This window comes from Paenibacillus sp. PDC88 (assembly GCF_900106725.1).
GTDB classification, from domain to species: domain Bacteria; phylum Bacillota; class Bacilli; order Paenibacillales; family Paenibacillaceae; genus Paenibacillus; species Paenibacillus shunpengii.
The window spans coordinates 45,745-66,628 of record NZ_FNNT01000014.1; the positions used below are offsets into that span (position 1 = coordinate 45,745).

At 46.5% G+C, this 20,884-nt stretch carries 19 protein-coding genes; all 19 read left to right on the top strand.

Annotated features, from left to right (window positions below; genetic code table 11):
* Window positions 1–78 precede the first annotated feature (78 nt).
* Window positions 79–2,133, top strand: coding sequence for an ATP-dependent zinc metalloprotease FtsH (gene ftsH, locus BLW49_RS25995; protein WP_076315634.1), 2,055 nt, complete (start codon window positions 79–81; stop codon window positions 2,131–2,133).
* A 301-nt stretch (window positions 2,134–2,434) separates the two neighbouring features.
* Window positions 2,435–3,373, top strand: coding sequence for a quinolinate synthase NadA (gene nadA, locus BLW49_RS26000; RefSeq protein WP_076315633.1), 939 nt, complete (start codon window positions 2,435–2,437; stop codon window positions 3,371–3,373).
* Between the two features lie 53 nt (window positions 3,374–3,426).
* The gene (gene nadB / locus BLW49_RS26005; protein ID WP_090727857.1) at window positions 3,427–5,040 is read left to right on the top strand and encodes an L-aspartate oxidase; all 1,614 of its coding nucleotides are present in this window, start codon (window positions 3,427–3,429) and stop codon (window positions 5,038–5,040) included.
* Complete coding sequence (nadC, locus tag BLW49_RS26010) at window positions 5,033–5,896, top strand: carboxylating nicotinate-nucleotide diphosphorylase (RefSeq protein WP_090727859.1); 864 nt, start codon at window positions 5,033–5,035, stop codon at window positions 5,894–5,896. The genes nadB and nadC overlap by 8 nt, the downstream gene beginning before the upstream one ends.
* Before the next feature lie 6 nt (window positions 5,897–5,902).
* Complete coding sequence (locus BLW49_RS26015; RefSeq protein ID WP_076315630.1) at window positions 5,903–6,670, top strand: type III pantothenate kinase; 768 nt, start codon at window positions 5,903–5,905, stop codon at window positions 6,668–6,670.
* A 287-nt stretch (window positions 6,671–6,957) separates the two neighbouring features.
* On the top strand, window positions 6,958–7,842 hold the full coding sequence (gene hslO / locus BLW49_RS26020; protein ID WP_076315629.1) for an Hsp33 family molecular chaperone HslO: 885 nt from the start codon (window positions 6,958–6,960) through the stop codon (window positions 7,840–7,842).
* A gap of 25 nt (window positions 7,843–7,867) precedes the next feature.
* A complete protein-coding gene (locus BLW49_RS26025; protein ID WP_090727861.1) occupies window positions 7,868–8,809 on the top strand; it encodes a peptidyl-prolyl cis-trans isomerase in 942 nt (313 codons plus the stop codon).
* Between the two features lie 317 nt (window positions 8,810–9,126).
* On the top strand, window positions 9,127–10,065 hold the full coding sequence (gene cysK / locus BLW49_RS26030) for a cysteine synthase A (protein WP_047914135.1): 939 nt from the start codon (window positions 9,127–9,129) through the stop codon (window positions 10,063–10,065).
* 235 nt (window positions 10,066–10,300) lie between these two features.
* Window positions 10,301–11,881, top strand: a complete 1,581-nt coding sequence (locus tag BLW49_RS26035; RefSeq protein WP_090727862.1) for an anthranilate synthase component I family protein — start codon at window positions 10,301–10,303, stop codon at window positions 11,879–11,881.
* A 119-nt stretch (window positions 11,882–12,000) separates the two neighbouring features.
* A complete protein-coding gene (gene pabA, locus BLW49_RS26040; protein ID WP_076315625.1) occupies window positions 12,001–12,576 on the top strand; it encodes an aminodeoxychorismate/anthranilate synthase component II in 576 nt (191 codons plus the stop codon).
* A gap of 1 nt (window position 12,577) precedes the next feature.
* Entirely contained in the window at window positions 12,578–13,483 is a 906-nt protein-coding gene (locus BLW49_RS26045) for an aminotransferase class IV (protein WP_090727864.1), read from the top strand.
* Window positions 13,470–14,327, top strand: a complete 858-nt coding sequence (gene folP, locus BLW49_RS26050) for a dihydropteroate synthase (RefSeq protein ID WP_090727865.1) — start codon at window positions 13,470–13,472, stop codon at window positions 14,325–14,327. The genes BLW49_RS26045 and folP overlap by 14 nt, the downstream gene beginning before the upstream one ends.
* On the top strand, window positions 14,327–14,695 hold the full coding sequence (gene folB, locus BLW49_RS26055; protein ID WP_047914130.1) for a dihydroneopterin aldolase: 369 nt from the start codon (window positions 14,327–14,329) through the stop codon (window positions 14,693–14,695). The genes folP and folB overlap by 1 nt, the downstream gene beginning before the upstream one ends.
* Before the next feature lie 6 nt (window positions 14,696–14,701).
* Complete coding sequence (gene folK, locus BLW49_RS26060; RefSeq protein ID WP_090727867.1) at window positions 14,702–15,247, top strand: 2-amino-4-hydroxy-6-hydroxymethyldihydropteridine diphosphokinase; 546 nt, start codon at window positions 14,702–14,704, stop codon at window positions 15,245–15,247.
* Complete coding sequence (locus BLW49_RS26065) at window positions 15,199–15,399, top strand: helix-turn-helix domain-containing protein (protein WP_076315621.1); 201 nt, start codon at window positions 15,199–15,201, stop codon at window positions 15,397–15,399. Before folK ends, BLW49_RS26065 begins: the two co-directional genes overlap by 49 nt.
* Window positions 15,400–15,490: 91 nt before the next feature.
* Window positions 15,491–16,522, top strand: a complete 1,032-nt coding sequence (dusB, locus tag BLW49_RS26070) for a tRNA dihydrouridine synthase DusB (RefSeq protein WP_090727870.1) — start codon at window positions 15,491–15,493, stop codon at window positions 16,520–16,522.
* 225 nt (window positions 16,523–16,747) lie between these two features.
* On the top strand, window positions 16,748–17,224 hold the full coding sequence (gene greA / locus BLW49_RS26075; RefSeq protein WP_076315619.1) for a transcription elongation factor GreA: 477 nt from the start codon (window positions 16,748–16,750) through the stop codon (window positions 17,222–17,224).
* Between the two features lie 113 nt (window positions 17,225–17,337).
* Window positions 17,338–18,849: a lysine--tRNA ligase gene (lysS, locus tag BLW49_RS26080; RefSeq protein ID WP_090727871.1), complete on the top strand. Its 1,512-nt coding sequence runs from the start codon at window positions 17,338–17,340 to the stop codon at window positions 18,847–18,849.
* Window positions 18,850–19,021: 172 nt separating this feature from the next.
* Entirely contained in the window at window positions 19,022–20,359 is a 1,338-nt protein-coding gene (locus BLW49_RS26085; protein WP_090727874.1) for a TrkH family potassium uptake protein, read from the top strand.
* Window positions 20,360–20,884 lie beyond the last annotated feature (525 nt).

Sequence of the window (20,884 nt, forward strand, 5' to 3'; positions counted from 1 at the left end):
GATAACGTTCCTCCCTTTGTTGAGAAGGGCAGAATGGCTATGTTAAAATAACTTAAGTGTCTTGAGAGGAGGTAGGGGATGAATCGGTTCATCCGGAATTCTGGCTTTTATTTAATTTTATTTTTAGTAGTGGTCGGTATCTACCAGGTAATTAATGGTGGAAATGAAGCGGCTGATACCCCTAAATACAATCAGTTTCGGCAGGAGTTATCCGCTAACAACGTAAAGAATCTGAGCCTCCAATTTGACGGTTACACATATCGTGTAACAGGTCAATATAATGAAGTAGCTGAAGGCAAACCAGAAAATTTCATTACGTATATCCCTTACACTGAGACTGCTGTACAGGAAATCGTTGAGGCCAGCGAGACCAATGGCTTTGAACTTGAGCAACAACCGATGAAGGGTGACAGCATTTGGCTGACACTGCTAACATCGTTTATACCTCTTATTTTAATGTTTGTTCTGTTCTTCTTCCTATTCAATCAGGCACAGGGCGGCGGCGGCAAAGTGATGAACTTTGGCAAGAGCCGTGCACGTCTGTATAACGAAGAGAAGAAGAAGGTTACTTTTGAGGATGTCGCAGGAGCTGATGAAGAGAAGCAAGAGCTTGTCGAAGTCGTGGAGTTCTTGAAGGATCCTCGTAAATTTGCGGCAGTTGGCGCAAGAATTCCAAAAGGGGTTCTGCTTAACGGACCTCCGGGAACAGGTAAGACGCTCCTTGCTCGTGCAGTTGCAGGAGAAGCAGGCGTACCGTTCTTCAGTATTTCGGGTTCTGACTTCGTCGAAATGTTCGTCGGTGTCGGTGCATCCCGTGTACGTGACTTGTTTGAGAATGCGAAAAAGAATGCTCCATGTATCATCTTTATTGACGAGATTGATGCGGTAGGTCGTCAGCGCGGCGCCGGACTCGGCGGCGGTCATGACGAGCGTGAGCAAACGCTCAACCAGTTGCTCGTTGAAATGGACGGCTTCGGTGCAAATGAAGGTATTATCATTATTGCTGCGACGAACCGTCAAGACATTCTTGACCCAGCCCTTCTCCGCCCAGGACGTTTTGACCGTCAAATCACGGTAGACCGTCCGGACGTTAAAGGCCGTGAGGCAGTTCTGAAAGTACATGCGCGCAATAAACCACTTACGAAAGACGTTAAGATGGATGTTATTGCGAAGCGTACGACCGGGTTTACCGGTGCAGACCTGGAGAACCTGCTGAATGAAGCAGCACTTCTGGCTGCAAGACGTAATCGTAAAGACATCTCCATGCGTGAGATGGATGAAGCGATTGACCGTGTCATTGTCGGTACTGAGAAGAAGAGCCGTGTAGTCAGCGATCGCGAGAAGCGCATTGTCGCTTATCACGAAGCAGGGCATACGATTGTCGGATATTTCTTGGAGCATGCCGATATGGTTCATAAAGTAACGATTGTCCCACGTGGACGTGCAGGCGGATATGTTATCATGATGCCTAAAGAAGATCGTATGCTTGCAACGAAGCCGGAGCTGCTTGACCGTATTACTGGTTTGCTCGGCGGACGTGCTGCCGAAGAAATCTTTATCGGTGAAATCGGAACTGGTGCATACAGTGACTTCCAACAAGCGACAGGCATTGTACGCAGCATGGTTATGGAATATGGTATGAGTGAGAAGCTCGGACCGCTTCAATTTGGCAACTCTCAAGGACAAGTCTTCTTGGGACGCGATTTTGGACACGAGCCTAACTATAGTGATGCGATTGCCCATGAAATCGACCAAGAGATGAGACGCATGATCACAGAATGCTATGAGCAAGCTAAAGAATTGCTGAACAAGTATTCTAAGGAAGTGCATCTGATTGCTGAAACTCTTCTTGAGAGAGAAACGCTTGATCTTGAAGATATTAAGCAGTTGATAGAGAAAGGTGCCATTACTGACAAGGGTACTGACTCGTCTGGAGGTTCTTCCGAGAGCGGCGAGCCTGTCATCGATAATGTTGGTGATGTGCGTGTCCGTATTCAAGGTAAAGAGAACAACGGATCTCAGCCTGGTGATATTTCCAATGATGGTCCGAGTCAGACAGAGCCTGACACAACATCATCTAACCCAGAGTCTGGGGATGCAAATTCACCCGATCACAACAAACCAACGACGTAATGAATGAGTCATTAAAAGAGATTAAACCGGAGAACGCACGAGCGTTCTCCGGTTTTTTTGATTTAACATGGACAATGCTCCTTAATTTGCGACAATTTTGTGAATTGACACATGGAGGAACCTTCTGTAAATTAGGTGTAAACCTGAATCAGCTTCATGGACTCAGAAATTCAAGTGAGAATGAAATTGATCCACCGATGGTATTCGTATGTCGTACTTTGTGAATCGAATAACAAGCGATGGCATCACAAAGGTGAAAGCGGTTTTTATCTATTGCTTATATAAGGGAGAGGGTCTTCAAGTGGAAGCATTAGCATTAGAGCGTAAGGCAGAAATGAATCGTGAACTGAAGGAACGTATTAAGGTGTTAAAGAAAGAGCGTAATGCAATTATTTTGGCACATTATTATCAACGTGATGAGATTCAGGAGGTAGCTGACTTTCGGGGGGATTCATTCCTGCTTGCTCAGAAGGCAGCACAGACCGATGCCGATGTTATTGTGTTCTGCGGTGTTCACTTCATGGGAGAGAGCGCGAAGATTCTGGCACCGGACAAGAAAGTCATTATTCCGGATGAAAGAGCCGGCTGTCCTATGGCAGACATGGTAAATGTGGATGGACTGCGCAAGCTAAAAGCACAGCATCCGAATGCAAAGGTGGTTACATATATAAACTCCTCGGCCGAGATCAAGGCAGAGACAGATATATGCTGTACTTCTTCCAATGCAGTTAAAGTCATTCAATCCTTGGATGCAGAAGAAATTATTTGGGTACCTGATAAAAATCTGGGCCATTATGTACAGCAGCATACAGACAAGAAGATGATCATCTGGGAAGGCTATTGCAATACTCATGATATGCTGACCGTAAAAGATGTCGTTGAAATGCGTGCCAAATATCCGAATGCAGAGTTTGTTGTTCATCCAGAATGCCGCCCAGAGGTCGTTGAGATGGGTGATTTTGTGGGAAGTACGACAGCTATTTTAGAATATTGCAGAGATTCGGCATGTAAAGAATTTATTGTAGGTACGGAGGACGGAACAGGATATCAGCTTCGAGTGGATAGTCCGGATAAGGAATTCCACTTTGCAACGAAGTTCTTGGTCTGCCCGAATATGAAGGTGAACAATCTCAAGAAGCTGGCTAAGGCACTTGAAACCATGAAGCCCGAAATTTATGTGCCGCAGGATGTGGCTGATCGTGCTCGTTTGTCCCTTGAGCGTATGTTGCAGGTGAAATAATTCACTATGTTTGAGCAGTCCACCTTTTATGAAGAGACGGGAGACAGCAGACGATGATTCCTTCTTACTTGGTTAATTTCGATTTGAAAGAACTGCCTCGAATCGAAACCGATATTCTGATTATTGGCTCAGGCATTGCCGGACTTTACACAGCAATTGAAGCGAGCAGAGATCATCGGGTTCTTATGATTACGAAGAAAACACTCCTTGAGAGCAACACAAGGTACGCGCAAGGAGGCATTGCAGCCGTGACGGCCGAGGATGACTCGCCCCTTTATCATATGCAGGATACATTAACAGCAGGGGCAGGATTGTGCCGCAGCGAAGCGGTGGAGGTACTGGTTAGTGAAGGACCGGACCGGGTTCAGGAGCTCATTCAGCTGGGGACGGCATTTGATATTGAGAACGGCGAGCTTGCACTAACACAAGAGGGGGCACACAGCCATCGCCGGATATTACATGCCAATGGGGATGCAACAGGCTATGAGATCGTAAGAGCCCTGGCTAAAGAAGCAGCAGATCATCCGTCCATTAACGTATGGGATGAGCATTTTGTAATCGATTTAATTACAGAAGCTGGTGAATGCATCGGTGCTCTTGTCCAGTCTGCGAATGGTCAGCGTACTTTTGTGCGAGCCGATGCCGTTGTTCTCTGTTCTGGTGGAGCAGGGCAGTTGTATCGTTATACAACGAACCCTGAGGTGGCTACGGCAGACGGTGTAGCTATGGCCTACCGGGCAGGAGCTGAGATTCGGGATATGGAATTTATCCAGTTCCACCCGACATCATTATGTTATCCTGAGGCGCCTAGATTTCTGATCTCAGAGGCTGTACGAGGAGAAGGGGCCGTGCTGCGGAATATTCATGGAAATCGGTTCATGGAGCGGTATCACCCTCAGCTGGAGCTTGCACCGAGAGATGTGGTTGCTCGTGCCATCGTAAGTGAGATGGAGGACACTCATGCAACACATGTCTATCTGGATATTACACATGAGACGCCAGAGCTCATTAAGCGCCGTTTTCCAACGATCTATGAGACCTGTATGAGCTATGGTCTTGATATGACAGCGGACTGGATTCCTGTAGCCCCAGCGGCTCACTATATGATGGGCGGTGTAAAGACGGACCTGCACGGAGAGAGCAGCATCCCTCGACTCTTCGCATGTGGCGAGGTATCCTCAACTGGGGTGCATGGAGCTAATCGACTGGCAAGCAACTCCTTGTCTGAGGCGATCGTATTTGGCAAGCGTATTGTAGATAGAATTAGACAGCTGCCTGACACCAAGCACCATACTTCTATACTTCGCGTTCAGCGAGAGCTTACTGCTGGTGCTTCGGAATCTGTGCATGTACGAAGGCTGGCTCTGCAGAAGGTGATGGTTAGACAAGTAGGGCTGCGGCGAACGGAATCGGGATTGTTGAAGGGTAAAATTCTACTGGAGCAGGAACGCTCTATTTTTAATAGCAAGCTTGATAAGCAGGAAGAATACGAATTCGCAAATTTGCTGACCTGTGCACTGCTGGTTACAGAGGGCGCCTTATACCGGAAGGAAAGTCGTGGAGCCCATTATCGCGAGGATTATCCCGTAAGAAATGATCATCGCTGGCAGATGCATACGGTTCAGCAGCGGGATCGGGACATTGTGGAGGAAGTAAGTCATGCTTAATGGATATAATGAAGTATTGAAGGAATCAATTAAAGGCTGGCTGCAAGAGGATGTGGGTGCAGGTGACGTTACTTCCTTGACGACAATCCCGGAAGGACATAAGTCCAAAGCTGTCATTCACGCCAAGGATGAAGGTATCATTGCAGGAATTACAGTCGCTGAGCTTGTATTTCAAATTGTAGACCCAGAGCTCAAGTTTACGGCTTGTGTCCAGGATGGCGATGTGGTGACTAAGGGAACGATCCTCGCAGAAGTGGAAGGAAGCACACACCGTCTTCTGACGGGAGAACGCCTGGCTCTGAATTTGCTGCAAAGGATGTCCGGAATTGCGACAAGAACACGTAGCTATGTGGATGCTCTGGAGGGTCTTAACACAAGGCTCGTCGATACGCGGAAAACAACACCGGGCCATCGTATGCTTGAGAAATATGCTGTCCGGATCGGCGGCGGTCATAATCATCGGTTTGGACTTTATGATGCGGTTATGATCAAAGATAATCACATCAAAGGAGCAGGCGGGATTACCGAGGCTGTTCAGCGTGCCAGAGCTGCTATCCCTCATACCATGACGATTGAGGTCGAGGTCGAGTCGCTTGAACAACTGGATGAAGCCCTGGAAGCCGGCGCTGACATCATTATGCTGGACAATATGGACCTCATGATGATGCGTGAAGCAACTCAGCGTATCCACAGCCGGTCACCTCATGTTAAAATAGAAGCTTCGGGCAATGTTTCGCTTGCTACAATTCGTGGTATTGCTGAGACGGGAGTGGATATTATATCAGTCGGCAGACTAACCTACTCTTTTGAAAGCCTTGATATCAGTTTAGATCTGAATGAAAAGAAAGGAGGATAATCCTCTTTGATTCTTGTCGTAGATGTAGGAAACAGCAATATTGTACTTGGTATTTACAAGAAGAAGGAGCTTCTTCACCATTTTCGCATTAGTACTTCCAGACAGTCGACTGTAGATGAGTATGGAGTCATGATCCATAACTTGTTTCAGATGTCAGGCATATCTGCTTCCGATATAGAAGGCGTGATTATCTCTTCTGTTGTCCCGCCGCTCGTGAACGTGCTGGAGGAGATGTGCATCAAATATGTAGGCAAAAAACCGCTGCTGGTAGGACCGGGTATTAAGACAGGACTTAATCTCCGCTACGAGAACCCGCGAGAGGTCGGTGCAGATCGTATCGTAAACGCCGTAGCGGCTATAGATCGTTATCAATGTCCATTGGTTGTTGTTGATTTTGGTACAGCGACTACCTTTGATTGTATTGATGCAGAGGGCAACTATTTGGGAGGGGCCATCGTCCCGGGAATTGGAATCTCTACAGAGGCGCTATATCAGCGTGCATCCAAGCTGCCCCGAATTGAACTGGAGAAGCCCAAGAAAGTGATTGGGCGCAACACCGTTCATGCAATGCAGGCCGGAATTATATTCGGCTATGCCGGACAAGTGGATGGAATCGTGGAGCGCATCAAGGACGAGATGAAGGCTGAGCCCAAGGTCATTGCAACAGGCGGACTGGCAGAGCTGATCGCAAGTGAGACCAGAACGATCGAAGAGGTAAATCCCATGCTCACCCTGGAAGGGCTTCGAATTATATATGAAAGAAACAAGGGATAATTATACCTGTTCTCTATAAAAAGATAATGGAAGGAGGCAAGAGCTTGGCTGCCTTTATTCCATTATCTTTTTCGATTACAATAAAGAAATAACGAAGCATGATTGAATTGACGTCGTTGCATGATAAACATACAGGGCAGCCAAGAACTGGCTGCCTGTCTTGTGAGACAATGGTCATCGTCAAATCTAGATTATAGAAGTTATAGGCGTTGCAGCTTTCGGGATTTGCATAATCTGAGTCAATCTTTTTTAGGATATATCTATATTAAGGAGGCATTTATACAGCCATGGACAACAACAAGAAGGACTATCTAGTACGTGGAACGGCATTAGGAGGACGTGTACGCGCTTTTGCAGTGAGCACAACCCAACTGGTTGAAGAGCTTCGCAGAAGACATGATACTTTTCCGGTCGTAACGGCAGCTTTGGGACGCACAGTAACTGCTGCGGCAATGATGGGTGCTATGCTCAAGGGAGAAGAAAAGCTAACAGTGCAAGTTAAGGGTGAAGGCCCTGTCGGGCAGATCGTCGCTGATGCGAATGCGAAGGGAGAGGTTCGCGGCTACGTAAATGAACCTCATATTCACTTGCCGAGCAACAGTATGGGCAAACTCGATGTGGCCGGAGCGGTCGGTACTACAGGCTACATTCATGTAATCAAGGATCTTGGTTTGAAGGAGCCTTACCGGGGGAGTATCCCGATTGTTTCCGGTGAGCTTGCTGAAGACTTTACGTATTATTTCGCAACTTCAGAGCAAACGCCGTCTGCAGTGGGTCTGGGTGTGCTTGTTGATACAGATAACTCGGTCATTGTTGCGGGCGGTTTTATTATCCAGCTGCTGCCGGGGTTAAACGATAACGAGATCACAGAGATTGAGAATTCCCTTGGTTCGCTGCCTCCTGTAACCACTCTGCTTGAGCAGGGACTAGAAGTAGAGGATATGCTGCGCCGGATCTTACCGGATGTGGAAATTCGGGATCAAATGGATATTGAGTTCAAATGTCAGTGCTCTCGTGAGCGCGTTGAGCAGACACTGATTTCCTTGGGAGAAGAAGAACTGACAAACTTGATCGAGGAAGGCAAGGCAGAGGTTGTATGTCACTTCTGCAATGAAGCTTATCAATTTGAGAAAGAGGACCTGGAAGCGATACTTGAGCAAGCCAAAAGCTAATCCATTATGGGGTAGATGAGATGGGATGAGGAAACAGGAAAAAGGACTGTGGGTAACCGTTGTTGTCTTGACCGCTTCAGTTGTAATGATGGGTACTTTCATCCTTCAGGGATTGAACACGGCTTCTGACGAAGCCGATTCTCAGACGCAGGATCAGGAGGAGACTGTAGCCCGGATTGCCGGACAGGATGTTTCAGAGGAAGAATGGGTGAACTTGCTCAAGGCAAGATACGGGAAGAACATGCTTACTGAGATGCTGAATCGTCGTGCGGTGTTGGAAGAAGCCAAGGAGAAGGGTTTAACGATAACCGAAGCAGAGGTCGAGGCTGAACTGGAGGAGACGATGGAAGGCTACACCTCAGAGGAAGCTTACTACAAGGAGATGTTCACTCAATTCGGTCTTAGTATAGATGACTTGAAGGCAGAGGCTACCTATCACATTCTGCTCGAGAAAATCGCTACTGCTGGTATCGAAGTCAGTGAAACAGAAGTTGAGCAGTACTATGAAGAGCATTTGGACAGCTATACCCCAAGCAGACAGCTCGACCTCTCCATGATTCAAGTGAATGATGCAGAGACTGCGGAGCAGGTCATGTCACGACTGGAGCAGGGAGAGAGCTTTGAAGCGCTGGCTCAGGAGCTGTCGACGGATGAATACAGCAAGGATACGAATGGCAGGCTTGGACTGATTGATGAGGATGATCCTTTTCAGCCTGAGGCGATGATGGAGGTTGCCAGGGAACTTGACATTGGTGAGGCTGCCGGTCCTATTCTCATAGAAGACGCTTATATTATTATCCGGCTTAACGATATTAACGAAGAGAACGCGATGACTCGTGAGCAGGCAATGGAGGATATTCGGCGGATGCTCGCGCTTAATGAAGCAGGGCCGCTCTCTGAAGTGGAGAAGTCGCTTCGGGATAAACATGGAGCTGAGATTCTGATAGAGCTGGATAAGGCATCCTAGTCTAAGCTTAGTTTAGTAAAGACACTAATCTGGTTATAAAATACTTTGACAACCGGCTAAAGGCCCAAGTCAAAGTATTTTTTTTGAGCAATATTGACAAGTGCAGCTAAGGTTGATAAGATTAACTTTGAAATACCTACTGATTTACTCGGAATATAAATGATTTTTATCAATCTTGTATGAATTCTTTATAAATTCGGACTCATGACACGCTATTTAAGGTTCCCTGTACTACAGCGTGCCTGCCCGAATGAATTTAACAACCAAGAAGCAGCAGCATTCTTCATATTTCATCTATCTCAAGGAGGTCAATTATCATGGCTAAAGTTGTTAACAACGTTACTGAACTGATCGGAGACACACCCCTTGTGCGTCTAAATCGCGTCGTGCCTGAGGGAAGCGCAGAAATTTATGTTAAGCTCGAGTACCAGAACCCAGGTGCCAGCGTTAAAGACCGTATCGCCATCAGCATGGTAGAAGAGGCTGAGAAGCAAGGGCGCATTAAACCAGGTGATGCTATTGTTGAAGCAACAAGCGGTAACACAGGTATTGGCCTCGCAATGGTAGCAGCAGCAAAAGGCTACCGTGTTATTATTGTTATGCCTGAAACAATGAGCTTGGAGCGCCGCAATCTGCTTCGCGCATATGGTGCAGAGCTTGTGCTGACACCAGGTTCAGAAGGAATGAACGGTGCTGTTAAGAAAGCAGAAGAGATTGTTCAAGAGAATCCGAACTACTTCATGGCAGAACAGTTCAAGAACCAAGCGAACGTGAAGATTCACCGTGAAACGACAGGACCTGAGATTGTGGAAGCCATTGGCTCCATCGGCGGAACACTGGACGCATTCGTTGCAGGAATTGGTACTGGCGGAACGATTACAGGTGCTGGCGAAGTGCTGAAGCAAGAGTACCCGGACATCAAGATCGTAGCTGTTGAGCCTGCAGCATCTCCAATTCTTGCTGGAGGAACGCCTGGACCTCACAAAATTCAAGGAATTGGTGCTAACTTTATTCCAGAAATTTTGAATCGGGACATCTATGATGAAATCGTTCATATTGAGAACGATGATGCCTTTGAAACGGCACGCCAAGTAGCTAAAGAAGAGGGTATTCTTGCGGGAATCTCCTCTGGTGCAGCCATTCGAGCAGCTCTTCAAGTAGCTAAGCAGCTTGGAGCTGGCAAGCGTGTAGTTGCCATCGTACCAAGTAATGGTGAGCGTTACTTGAGCACACCGCTGTACAACTTCGAAGGCTAATCGTAATCCGAACTTTGAATCATGCAACTTTACTCACTTCTTAGGTCATCCTAAGAGATGAGGCAGACTGTAGACAAACTGCTTAATTGAGTTTGCCTGCAGTCTTTTTTTATTTCCATCCTCTTTATGGATGCTCTGAAATTTAAGAATGGTGCAATGCGGCTCTTTCCAAAAAGCTGCACGCTCTAGTATACTTACAAACAATAGATCAGGCGGCTGGGGGATATAGATTTACATGAATAAAGTAATAACGACATATGAACACTGGCAGGCCTGGAGCAAGGGCGATTGGACTGTGCTTCCTTATGTTATCTGCAAGCCATTTCCTGGAGACGACAGAGTTGGCTCATGGAAGCCCGCTTGGGAACAGGCTTCTCCATATGCTTTTGTATTAGAGAGCGGCAAGGACGGCAGGTACACCTATCTGGGCCTTGATCCTGTATCTGTTATTACAGGCAAAGGGAATAGGGCACAGACAGAGGAGCTTACGAATACAGCCGAAGCAGGGATGTCTAATCTTCTGGAGGGAGATCCTCTGTCCATACTTGAGGAGTGGCTGAGTCCTTATACTGCTCCACGTGTAGAAGGGATACCGCCTTTCTCTGGTGGCATTGTCGGCTACTTGAGCTATGACATAGCTCGCTCGCTTGAGAAGCTGCCTGTAATAGCGAAGGACGATTCCGAGCTCCCTGATTATATGTGGATGCGGTTTGATGAAGTGTGGATGATGGATCATGAACGCAAGATGCTCTTCAGTGCTGTTTATGTACTTAAACAGGCGGAGTTTTCTCTTGAAGAGCAATTTCAACAAGCCGAACTCCGGGCTGAGCGAATGATGGTAAGAGCTGAGAAGATCATTGAAGCGGCAAGTGGCTTAAAATACAGGACGGAGCTGAAGCAGCGGTTAGATCGGATGAAGCTGGCATCACAGCAGGGAGATGCATCTATTGACGTTACAACAGACTGGGAGTCCTCCTTTGCCCAGGATGCATTCGAGCAGGCGGTACGCAAAGTCCAGGATTATATCAGCCAAGGCGATGTATTTCAGGTGAATCTGTCTCTACGCCAGCAAAAGGAGCTTCATACCTCTCCGGAGGATGTATATGAGTGGCTGCGTGTGCTTAATCCATCTCCGTATATGGGGTATGTACGTACTCCAGAATTCGAGCTGGTGAGCGGTTCTCCGGAGCTCCTAGTCAAGCTTGATGATGGACAAGTGGTAGCAAGGCCGATTGCAGGCACGAGACGAAGAGGAAAGACACCCGAAGAAGATGAGCAGATGGCAAACGAGCTGCTTCATACCGAGAAGGAGCGGGCCGAGCATATCATGCTTGTTGACTTAGAAAGAAACGATATCGGACGTGTTGCGCAGTACGGTTCGGTAAGGGTCCCTGAATTAATGACGATTGAGTATTACTCCCATGTCATGCATCTCGTATCTCAAGTCGAAGGAACGATTGCGGATGGGAAAAATGCCTTCGATGTCATTGCAGCCGCTTTTCCAGGAGGGACGATTACCGGCGCCCCCAAGGTTCGTACGATGGAGATTATAGAGGAGCTGGAGCCTGTCAGACGAGGGCCCTATACTGGTTCGATCGGCTGGATTGGCTACCATGGAGATATGGAGCTGAACATCGTTATCAGGACCTTGACGGTAAGAGATGGAATAGGTTACATTCAGGCCGGAGCAGGCATTGTTATTGATTCCGATCCGTATCGAGAGTACCGGGAATCAAAAAACAAAGCACGTGCAGTGATGAAAGCTGTACAATATAGTGAAGAGGCAGCATTGAAGCTGACGAATGCCAAAGTATAGATAAATACAGTAACACTGAGAGAAACATACACACTAACGTGATGTACCGTTTCTAACGTGAGTCGCATTTGCTCTACAAATGCTTAGTTGAGAAGAGATTAGAGGAGGTTAATTAGATTATGATTCTAGTTATTGATAATTACGATTCTTTTACGTATAACCTCGTACAGTATTTAGGTGAGCTAGGTGAGGAAATTGAGGTTCGTCGTAATGACGAGATAGACCTGGAAGGAATAGAGGCGCTTGCGCCCGATCATATATTGATTTCGCCCGGACCCTGCACACCGAATGAGGCGGGAATTAGTCTGGATGTGCTGACACATTTCAAAGGAAAGATTCCGATCTTTGGCGTATGTCTCGGTCATCAGGCGATTGGCCAAGCATTTGGCGGGAACGTGATTAGAGCAGAGAGACTCATGCATGGCAAAACGTCTCCGATTCTTCATGGCGGGCAGTCGGTCTTTGAAGGCCTGCCGGTACCATTTACGGCAACGAGATATCACTCCCTCCTGGTAGAGCGTGAGAGTCTGCCAGACTGCTTGGAGATCACAGCAGAGACAGAAGAGGGCGAGATCATGGGGCTAAGACATAAAGAGTATCCCATTGAAGGTGTCCAGTTCCATCCTGAATCCATCGTTACGGATTATGGGCATCAGATGCTGCGTAATTTCCTGAAGATACAGAAGCAGGCTTAAGATGAAATATACAATGATGAACGGTCAGCTGACCGAATTGAAACAAGCCGCGATTCCTGTAATGGATCACGGCTTCTTGTATGGCATCGGCTTGTTTGAGACCTTTCGTACATATCAAGGTAAGCCCTCTAACCTGGGACGTCATTTGGATCGAATGGCTGCAGGCTGTGCTGAGCTGGGCATACCTTTTACAGCTGATCCGGAAGAGCTTGAGCGATGGATTGTCAAACTGCTGGCTGCGAATGGGCTGGAGGAAGCTTATATTCGGTATACTGTCTCTGCAGGAGAGGAGCTGCTCGGACTTCCATCTGACAATTATTCTGAGCCGAATCATATTGTATTCGCCAAAGCCCTACCTGCCATGTCTGACGAATGGTATGAGAAGGGCAAGGCGCTTCAGCTGCTGCGAACGAGACGAAATACCCCTGAGGGACAGGTTCGTTTTAAATCGCTGCATTACATGAATAATATTTTGGCGAAGCGGGAGCTTATGCAGTATGAGCAGGCTGTTCAGCGGCAAGCAGAAGGGCTGATGCTGACACCTGAAGGGTCTTTGGCTGAAGGGATGGTCAGTAATCTCTTTTTTGTGAAGGATGGGATGGTGTTCACCCCAGAATTATCGACAGGTATTTTGCCGGGCATAACAAGAGAAGTTGTGCTTGAAGTGTGTAAAGAACAGCAGATCCCAGCTGCTGAGGGGTTATATACCTGGGAGGCGCTGAGGGAGGCGGACGAAATTTTTATGACCAGCTCTATTCAGGAACTAGTCCCCATCACTACAATTCTGGATGTGCCGACAGGTGGAAGTTCAGCGGTGGAGATATCACAAGGACGAATGGGTCCGATTACGAGAGAGCTGTTACATCTATATCGAATAAAGGCAGGTCGGAGAGATGCTACAACCTAGAATTTATAAACGTACTTATCAAAAGGGTGAAATGACGCTTACCCTTGGTGAAAGAACACTCATTATGGGCATAGTTAATGTAACGCCGGATTCCTTCTCCGACGGCGGTCAGTTCTACGAGGTAGAGCGCGCGGTAACCCATGCACTGGAGCTATATGAGCAGGGAGCAGACATGATAGACATCGGCGGCGAATCTACACGTCCAGGGCATACGGTGATCAGCGACGAGGAGGAAATTGCGCGCGTTGTGCCTGTAATTAAGGCGATCTCAGAGCGTGCACCTCACATTCCCATTTCCATTGATACATACAAGTCAGGAGTGGCACGGGCTGCATTAGAAGCAGGAGCTCATATTATCAATGATATTTGGGGCTGCAAGGCGGATCCGCATATGGCGGAGCTGGCAAAAGAAATGGACTGTCCTATTATATTAATGCATAACCGGGATAACACGGATTATGGTGATTTTGTAAGTGATGCCCTTCAAGATGTACAGGAGAGCATTGATTTGGCGTTGACAGCCGGAGTAGATAAGAACAATATCATTTTGGATCCGGGAATTGGCTTTGCCAAATCGTACGAACAAAATCTGCTCATGATGGCGTCCCTTGGCGATCTGGCGAATTTAGGTTATCCGGTATTACTTGCAACCTCACGCAAAAGATTTATCCGAAATACATTGAACCTCCCTGTAGACGATCTAGTGGAGGGAACAGCTGCGACAGTTGCTTTCGGTATTGCCCAAGGCTCGCAGATGGTACGTGTACATGATGTAGCCAAGATCAAACGGACGGTCGATATGTGTGACGCTATGCTGTATCAAACGTTGAAGGAGATGAAGTAATGGATAAGATGAAGCTGCACCGGATGGAGTATTTCGGATATCATGGAGTTTTTGAAGAAGAGCGCAAGCTGGGTCAGCGCTTCTATATTGATCTTGAGCTGGATCTTGATCTGCAGGAGGCAGGAAGCACGGATGATCTGAACAAAACGATCAATTATGCGGAGATCCATGCACAAGTGAAGGATATTGTTGAGAATCAGTCGTTCCAATTAATTGAAGCTTTAGGCGAAAACATTGCATCTTCTCTCCTTGCGACTTATACTAATGTCAATGCGCTTATTGTCAAAGTAACGAAGCCGCATCCTCCGTTCGACATTCATTTTGGAGGAGTAACTATAGAACTTCATCGCACTAGGAAAGTGGGATAACGATTCATGAACGCACACCAGACCTCTGATCCGTCAGAGGCTTATATTGCTTTAGGGGCTAATTTGGGTAATCGGGAAGCCACACTGCTGTCCGCCATTCAGCTGCTGGATCAGCAGGATCAGGTGAAGGTGCTCAGATGCTCCGATCTATACGAGACAGAACCTGTTGGATACGTGGACCAGCCTTCCTTTATTAATATGGCGATTGCTGTAGAGACCTCACTGCCACCGGGCGAGCTGCTTGTCCTCATGCTGGATATCGAGCACCGTCTCGGACGGATTCGGGATATTAGATGGGGACCGAGAACTGTGGATCTTGATCTGTTGTGGTACGAAGGCGTAGAGATGAATACGGAACAACTTATTCTACCGCATCCTCGTATGGCAGAGCGTGCTTTTGTGTTGGTACCTTTGTCAGATGTAGTGAGCTCGCAGTCAGGCTCTATATATACTTTTGTACAAACAGCTCTTGAGAGACTGGATGAAAGGGATGGAATACAGCGGTGGAAAACATGCAACTGGCCAGACGCATCCGCGCTTTCCGAAAATTAAAAGGCTTTACGCAGCAGACTTTAGCAGAACAATCAGGGATCTCTCTCGCGATGCTGGGGATGTTCGAACGGGGTACCCGTAAGCCGACGGATGAACAGCTTGCAGTCATTGCTGAAGCGCTGGAGATCACGATAGTGGAGCTTCAGAGGTAGCTATTCTTTTTGAATAAATTAACGTAATGGATGTTTCAAAACCTATAAATATAACCATTCTAGAACAATAGGAAGAAAGGGGGTTCGTTTCATGCTGAAAATAGCAGATATTGAAATGAAGAACCAGGTTGTGCTTGCGCCGATGGCTGGAGTAAGTAACCCGGCGTTTCGTTTGATTGCCAAAGAATTTGGCGCAGGACTCGTATGTGCGGAGATGGTTAGTGACAAAGGAATACTGAGTGGAAATAAGCGGACACGGGAAATGCTGTTTGTTGATGAACGGGAAAAGCCGCTTAGCCTGCAGATTTTTGGTGGAGACCGTGATTCGTTAGTCGGTGCAGCGAAGGTCGTTGATCAAGAGACAAATGCTGACATTATCGACATCAATATGGGCTGTCCTGCTCCAAAAATCAACAAAAGTGATGCAGGAGCTAAATGGCTGCTCGATCCAAATAAGATCTATGAGATGGTATCTGCCGTTGTAGATGCTGTCGCGAAGCCGGTAACGGTTAAAATGCGGATCGGCTGGGATCATGATCATGTATATGCTGTGGAGAATGCGCGTGCTGTGGAGAGCGCGGGGGGCAAAGCCATTGCACTGCACGGCAGAACAAGAGAGCAGCTGTATACCGGATATGCAGACTGGGACATTATAAAGGAAGTTAAGGAATCGGTATCCATTCCGATTATTGGCAACGGAGACATCTCCTCACCTGAGGAGGCCAAGCGAAGACTGGAGGAATCCGGTGTGGATGGCGTCATGATCGGCCGTGCTGCACTCGGGAATCCTTGGATGCTGTACCGGACGATTGAATATCTGGAGAAAGGCATTCTTCCCCCGGATCCTGATCCGGAGGAAAAGATCCGTATTGCCATTTTGCATATGGACCGCCTTATAGCGCTCAAAGGGGAGCATGTCGCTGTCCGCGAGATGCGTAAGCACTTATCCTGGTATTTGAAGGGGCTGAAAGGCTCTGCTCGTATTAAAGATGCCATTATGGAAGGGACAAAACGCGATGAAATGGTATCCGTCCTGACGAATTTCCTCGAGCAGCTGCCTCAAAACGACGAGAATGAGAAGGCCATCGAGGCAGAAGCGGTTAATGCAGACTGCGCTTGTTAATAAACTTTTCATTTTTTATATTTGTTTCCAACAATCTCTAAGGGGCGACATTGACTTTTGAATACCGTTACCCTATAATTTTTTGGTATAAATTCGGCAAGAAGCTTTTTAATGAAACTTTACATCAAGAGAACAAGGTGTTCTGTTTTCTGAAGATTTGCATATTGTTTTTACAGGTATTTGAAATGGTTTTACATTATTCCCATGACAGGAGAATCGGTTGAGATGAGCGATAAAGAAGTCATTCTTACACAGGAAGGGCTCAAGAAGCTGGAAGATGAACTTGAGAACCTCAAATCCGTTAAGCGCCGCGAAGTTGCCGAACGGATCAAAGTAGCAATCGGATACGGCGATATTAGCGAGAACTCCGAGTACGAAGATGCCAAGAATGAACAAGCCTTCATTGAAGGTCGTGTTATTACTTTGGAGAAAATGCTTCGTAATGCGCGTATTATCAACAGTGACGAAATCGACACAGATACTGTAGGTATTGGAGCAACGGTTTCCGTTGAAGATCTCGAATTCGGTGATATTGTTGAATATACGATTGTCGGAACTGCGGAATCCAATCCGCTGCAGAATAAAATCTCGAATGAAAGTCCGGTGGGTAAAGCGATCCTTGGTAAGAAAAAGGGAACCGTTGTTGATGTTAACGTACCAGCGGGCGTCATCCAGTATAAAATCGTGGATATCAAGAAGTAATACCATGTTTTCGGGATAAGGATCAGAAGCTTCCCTTGGGGAAGCTTTTTTTCAGTATCGGCGTGCGTTGCTTATAAACGCATACATATCAAATAAGGGAGTTGAGCAAGGCAATGACGGATGAAACAATGAACCCGGAAGTAGAATTGAGCGAGCTTCTTCAGATCAGACGTGCAAAATTGGACGAGCTTCGTGGTCTGGGTATCGATCCATTTGGCAAGAAATATGTTCGCAACAGCGAAGCAGGAGCCATTCTGGCTCAATATAATGATCTTACAAAAGAAGAGCTGGATGAGAAGAACGTAGAAGTTACGGTAGCAGGCCGGATTATGGCCAAACGGACTATGGGTAAGGCGAGCTTCGCACATATCCAGGACCTGAGCGGCCGTATTCAAATCTATGTACGTAAAGACACGGTTTCCGAGACACAGTGGGATGCATTCACCATCCTTGATCTTGGGGATATTATTGGTGTCAAAGGCGTTGTCTTCAAGACTAAAACAGGTGAAACGTCGATTAAAGTTACAGAGCTTGATGTTCTCTCGAAGTCGCTATATCCGCTTCCGGACAAGTATCAAGGTCTTAAAGATGTAGAGCTGCGCTATCGCCAGCGCTATGTAGACCTCATTATGAATCAAGATGTACAGCAAACGTTCATTACACGTTCAAGAATCATTCAATCCATGCGCCGTTACCTGGATTCTCTTGGATACTTGGAAGTGGAAACACCGACCCTTCATGCCATTGCAGGCGGAGCGGCAGCGCGTCCGTTCATTACGCATCATAATGCCCTGGATATGGAGCTGTATATGCGTATCGCAATTGAGCTTCATTTGAAACGACTCATTGTGGGCGGTATGGAAAAAGTATACGAGATCGGCCGTGTTTATCGGAACGAAGGTGTATCCACACGTCACAATCCAGAGTTCACAATGATTGAGCTGTATGAAGCTTATGCTGATTATCAGGATATCATGGAGCTTACAGAGAACATGATCGCGCATATTGCCCAAGAAGTATTGGGTACGCAAAAGATTAACTACCAAGGACATGAAGTAGACCTCACTCCGAAATGGCGCCGTGTATCCATGGTGGATGCCGTTAAGGAAGTGAAGGGAGTAGACTTCAGTGTGCAAATGACGAACGAAGAAGCGCATCAGCTGGCAAAAGAGCATAAGGTTTCGATAGAGCCTCATATGACATTTGGCCATATTCTTAACGCATTCTTCGAAGAATTTGTGGAAGAGACATTGATTCAGCCGACTTTTGTATACGGACATCCTGTAGAAATCTCACCGCTTGCGAAGAAGAACGAAGAGGATCCACGCTTTACCGATCGCTTCGAGCTGTTTATCGTAGCGCGTGAGCATGCGAATGCCTTCAGCGAGCTGAATGATCCGATTGATCAACGTCAGCGCTTTGAAGCACAGCTATTAGAAAAAGAGCAAGGCAACGATGAAGCTCATGAGATGGATGATGACTTTATCCGTGCCTTGGAGTACGGCATGCCGCCTACAGGAGGACTTGGCATCGGTATTGACCGCCTTGTTATGCTGCTAGCGAATGCCCCGTCTATTCGGGATGTGCTGCTCTTCCCACATATGCGTCCGCGTGCATTGGATTAATTGACCGTATAGCTGATGGCGAACGGTAGTTACTGCTTCAATCGCGTAACGGCCAATTCATAATTAATGGAAGTACAACAGTCAGAGGAACAACCGAGCGAATATGGCTTCAGTTGTTCCTCTTTTATTAAGTCATGACAAGTATGCTGCGGCAAGAAAGGCGAGATCCGTTTTGAAAAAGACAGGGATAACTAAAAAATTTGCTTCCCCGCCATTTATACTCGTTGCCGGGATTCTTGCGATCATCGCCGTGGGCACGATTCTGCTAATGCTGCCTATTGCCAATGAGAACGGACAGGCCCTCAATTTTGTGGATGCGCTGTTTACAGCGACATCAGCAGCCTGTGTAACGGGTCTCATTGTTGTGGATGTGGGTACCACCTTTACCTTATTCGGCGAGATCGTCATTATGGTGCTAATGCAGCTGGGCGGTTTGGGCTTTATGACCATTGCCACACTGATTGCCCTTCTATTCGGCCGTAGATTATCTTTAAAAGACCGATTGCTACTAAAAGAAGCGATTAATGCGGATACGATGGAAGGGGTCGTACGTATTATACGCAAAGTGCTGATCTTCTCTTTTTCTATTGAAGGTGTTGCTGCAATCATTTTTACGATTCGCTGGGCAGTAGAGATGCCTTTCGGCCAGGCTTTTTATTATGGTGTATTTCATTCCGTATCATTGTTTAACAATGGTGGGTTTGATTTGTTCGGAAACAGCTTTATGAATTACACAGGAGACTGGCTCTTTAATGTAGTTGCTTCTGTACTTGTCATTTCCGGTGGTCTGGGCTTTGTCGTCCTTAATGACTTGTTCGAGTTTCCGAAGAAGCGTTCATTGTCCCTACATTCAAAAATGGTGTTGTCTATATCGGGATTTCTTATTGGCATAGGTGCACTTGTCCTATTTATATTCGAGTTTACCAATACAAAGACGCTGGGATCATTGGACTTTGCTCATAAGCTGTATGCGTCATTCTTCCAGTCCGTCTCTACCCGTTCTTCTGGGACAAGTACAATAGATATGACGGAACTGCGTTCAGCCACACAGTTTTTCTTCATTCTGCTTATGTTTATCGGTGCTTCCCCAGGCTCGACGGGCGGCGGTATCAAGACCACAACCTTCTTCATTATGATGGGCGCCATTATAGCCATGGTTCGTGGTCAAAAAGATATCGTGTTCTTCAGACATCGCATACCTCAGGGTCTGGTGATGAGAGCAATGACGATCATTATTATCACGTTAGGTATTTTTATGGTGGTCGTTATGCTGCTGCTTACAACAGAAGATGCACCATTCCTATCCGTTATGTTCGAAGCCGCATCGGCGATTGGTACAGTAGGGTTGTCCGTTGGTCTTACACCAGAGCTGACCGTATGGGGAAAACTAATTATTACCGTAACCATGTTCATAGGTCGTATCGGTCCGCTTACCATTGCATATGCAGTACGGCCTAAGAAGACAAAGAATCTTTATCGTCATCCTGAAGGGCGTATTATTATTGGTTAGGAAGAGGAGCTGTTGCTAGTATAAGCAGCGGCTCTTCTTTTTTAGTATTAAATCTAAAGACGGCTGAAAAGCATGGAACCGTACTCGAAAAGAACTATCTGTATCTGTAAGGATAAAAAGAGCTACTAAATAAAAAAACAGAAAATTGAATATAATTTTTAAAATAAGTATTGCATAAGTTTTATATACATGGTATATTCTAATTCCGGCCAAGAAATAAGCCGTTTCAAACAAGAACATGGCAAGTAAGCTTCGATCAGAAGTTGAAAAAACTTTTAAAAAAAAGCTTGCATTTATAAACCGGACATGATATGATATAAAAGTTGCTGACGACGAGAGTTGAAAGGCAACGAAGTTGATCTTTGAAAACTGAACAACGAGTGAGCAAAGAATTTCGATTCTTCGAAATTCTAAACGCGAGGTTATGGTACAAGTCGTCAGACGGTATGGTAACCGAGCAAAATAAAGAGAACATTACGTTCTCGTCAGTTTTTCTAATTGAGCTTAATCGCTCTCTTTTTTGGA